The following is a 3,323-nucleotide window of genomic DNA, read 5'->3' on the forward strand; positions in this document are numbered from 1 at the left end:
GTTAAAGCTCCCTATTCTAGAAGACTCAGTTTCGAGATAAGTGGGGGCCGTTACTGGATCGGGGCTAGGGATGGCGGGGAAACAACTCGCTTTTCTGCGGTGGACCTGGCAAGCTTCCTCGGGCTCCGCCCTGCGGGATCTCGCCGTTTCCCCGCCAACCCAGACATTTCAGGGGATTATCCGTGATTGACCATTTTAGAGTAGAGAAAGAAGTCCAAGCAGATAAAAGCTGCTTGGACTTCTTTTTGTTTTAGCAATTTACCATGAGGCAGGAATGGTAGGAACGAACAAAACTTTTTTCTTACTAAGAATATTCTAGAAAAAATTCGATTTGATAGACACCTCTTTCTAACAAGTTTCGATTATAGTGTAAACGATCGGAACATGGAGGATCAGCAAATGAATATGAAATGGATTAAAAGTAATCAGAAATTCAGTCACAAAGCAGAACTTGACCGTCACGTAAGAAGTTTCCTCTATAAAAGAAAAGCCGCATTATCCGAAGGAACGCTAAAAGTATTGAAAGTTATCTGGCGGCATGCGGTTAAATATCCTGGGGTCGCTTTTCTCAAGAAACAGACATTAGCAAATAAAACAGACTTGAGTACGCGCACCGTTACCCGGGCAGTAAACAAATTAGTGAATGAAGGGTTGATTGAAAAAGTAACGACGAAAAAACCGAACGGCAGACAGGGAGTGAATTTGATTATATTTCTTCCCCAAGCCGATCTTTTTTTACCTGAGGATGTCACCCCTCACGTCACCCCTGATGTCACTCCTCAAACTTCCAATAAATCCTCTTCTGATAAGCTTAAACCACTGAAATCCACGACCGAAACAAAGAAGAAGCAAAGAAAAGCTTCTTTTAGTAATTTTGACTCGATCGACCACACTTTCCTGCCTTCGTTTATTCCAGTCTCTTTTATAGAAGTAACGAAACCGTTTTTGAATCCTGGAGAAGTTCTTAATGCCTGGAGAACAGTAGAAAGTGCGTATCGTCAGGCAGCACTAAAATGGCCGGTTGAAGATTATCTATCTGTAATTACGGAGACGTTTAAGCGTTCTGTTTTTGCCTACAAGAGTGGAATGGTGAGAAAAGAATTATTAGCCTATTATTACGGAGGTCTAGTGCAGAGCTTCAAGGAAGTGGTTCGGAAAGAAGTGATAGAAGATCGACAAACGTTATATTATGACTGGCTTAATGAATAGATAAATTCATTATTTACGTTGACAGAAGATTAGGGCTTAGGTATGATAAAATCTGTAGATGATAATGAGAATCTTTATCAATTGGTTAGCTGAGGATTCTACATAGAAAAGAAAAAGAAGGGATGGAGACATATGAAAAAGGTTTCACTTATTGTACTTATACTTATGCTGACTGTTCTTGCTGCTTGCAGCAGTGGAGAAGAGAAAGAGGAAACTGGGAGCTCTGACTCTGAAGGGGAGCAATCTGAAGAAACCCGTTCGGTTACGATTGAAGATGCGATGGGCGAGCAGACAATTGAAGGCACTCCAAAAAAAGTTGTCGTTCTAGAATGGACATACGCCGAAGACTTGCAAGCTCTTGGTATGGAGCCTGTAGGAGTAGCAGGTCTGGATTCTTATGGAGACTGGGTAGATGTCGGAATTCCGTTCAGTGATTCTGTCGAAGATGTCGGAACGCGTGCTGAACCTAACCTCGAAGCGATTTCCCGTCTGAATCCTGACTTGATTATTGGGGTTAAATTTCGCCATGAAGGTATAGCAGATAAGCTGCAGCAAATTGCGCCAACGGTGATGTTCGCGCCTTATTCTGAAGAAGCAGCTCAAGATCAGTATCAGAATATGATTGATGAATTCAACACGATTGCCAAGGTCGTTGATAAACAAGATAAAGCCGAAGAAGTGTTAAACAACATGGAGCAGACATTCAAAGATCAACAGGCGCGCCTTGAGGAAGCTGGAAAAGGCGGCATGGACTATGTGATCACCCAAGCGTTTACATCGCAAAACACACCAACATTAAGGTTGTTTACGAACAATTCAATTGTTGCCAAAGTTATGAATAAGATGGGCATGAAAAATGCTTATGAAACAGACAAGCTTGAAACTTACGGTTATACGTCCACGACGGTTGAGACCTTGCAGAATTACCAGGATGCGAACTTCTTTTATATCGTCCAAGAAGAGGACAACATCTTCAGTAATCAGTTGAAAGGTAACCCTGCCTGGGAGAACCTCAAATTCGTTGAAGAAAATCGGACGTACAAAATGCCTGGAGATACATGGACATTCGGTGGACCGCTATCTGCAGAAGTGCTTGCGAAGCAGGTCGTGGATGCAGCTGTAAAAGAAGACTAAAGTGAGTGAATAATATGAACGCAACGTTCAGAAGCACAATCATCGCGGCTCTCACCTTCGGAGGTGGGACTGCGTTGTTGTGCCTTTTAACTTTTATACATATCAATCAGGGAAATGTCGATATCCCATTTGGAACAGTGGTTGACGCCCTCCTGAACCCAAAGGATACTATCCAGCATCATACAGTTAGGATTTTACGTCTGCCACGTGCTGTCATGGGAATCATTGCAGGAGGAGCGCTCGCCGTCTCGGGTGTTATTTTGCAGACGGTGACGAAAAACCCGCTGTCTTCTGCTAGTACGCTCGGCATCCATTCGGGAACGTATTTCGCTGTTGTCGTGACAACGATTTTCTTTCCATTTGCGATGTTCGCAAATGGCATTGCCACCGCTTTTTTCGGAGGTATCGTTACGTTTGCGATTGTCTATATGCTGTCGGGGGCTGGCAATGCGACTCCAGTACGTATGGTTTTAGCAGGAATGATCGTTACGTTTCTATTTTCATCCTTAACCTCCGTCCTGCAAATTTTTTATGAAAATGAAACTCAGGGCCTATTCCTTTGGGGGTCAGGTACGCTCGTCCAAAACAATTGGGACGGTGTCCGATTTTCTCTACCGTTAGTAGCCATCGGGCTGATTTTTTCCTTCGGATTTGCGAAGAAGATGGATACATTGACGCTCGGAGATGATGTGGCCACGGCTTTAGGTCAAAATGTCCGTACCGTCAAACTGATCTCCATATTAGCAGCCGTCCTTTTGACGAGTGTAACGGTCAGTATCGTCGGTCCGATCGGTTTTGTCGGCCTCGTAGCACCGCACTTGATCAAGCTGATCGGTTATCGATCTCATATTCCTTTGTTGATTGGATCGGCTTTATGGGGTGGTAATGTTTTGTTGGCCGCTGATGTGTTAGCCCGGATTATTGACCCGTCGTTTTCCGAGCTTCCCGTTGGCGCGATTACGGCTCTGATTGGTTCACCA

At 44.0% G+C, this 3,323-nt stretch carries 4 protein-coding genes; all 4 read left to right on the forward strand.

Annotation, left to right across the window (positions count from 1 at the left end):
• Window positions 1-186: hypothetical protein (locus LD39_RS23520; protein ID WP_035545279.1), on the forward strand; the 186-nt coding region annotated here is incomplete at its 5' end.
• Window positions 187-399: 213 nt separating this feature from the next.
• Complete coding sequence (locus LD39_RS21775) at window positions 400-1,209, forward strand: helix-turn-helix domain-containing protein (protein ID WP_052158787.1); 810 nt, start codon at window positions 400-402, stop codon at window positions 1,207-1,209.
• 132 nt (window positions 1,210-1,341) lie between these two features.
• On the forward strand, window positions 1,342-2,343 hold the full coding sequence (locus tag LD39_RS08750; RefSeq protein ID WP_035545280.1) for an ABC transporter substrate-binding protein: 1,002 nt from the start codon (window positions 1,342-1,344) through the stop codon (window positions 2,341-2,343).
• Window positions 2,344-2,357: 14 nt separating this feature from the next.
• Window positions 2,358-3,323: iron ABC transporter permease (locus LD39_RS08755; protein ID WP_035545284.1), on the forward strand; the 966-nt coding region annotated here is incomplete at its 3' end.

The organism is Halobacillus sp. BBL2006 (genome assembly GCF_000786645.1).
GTDB lineage: Bacteria > Bacillota > Bacilli > Bacillales > Halobacillaceae > Halobacillus.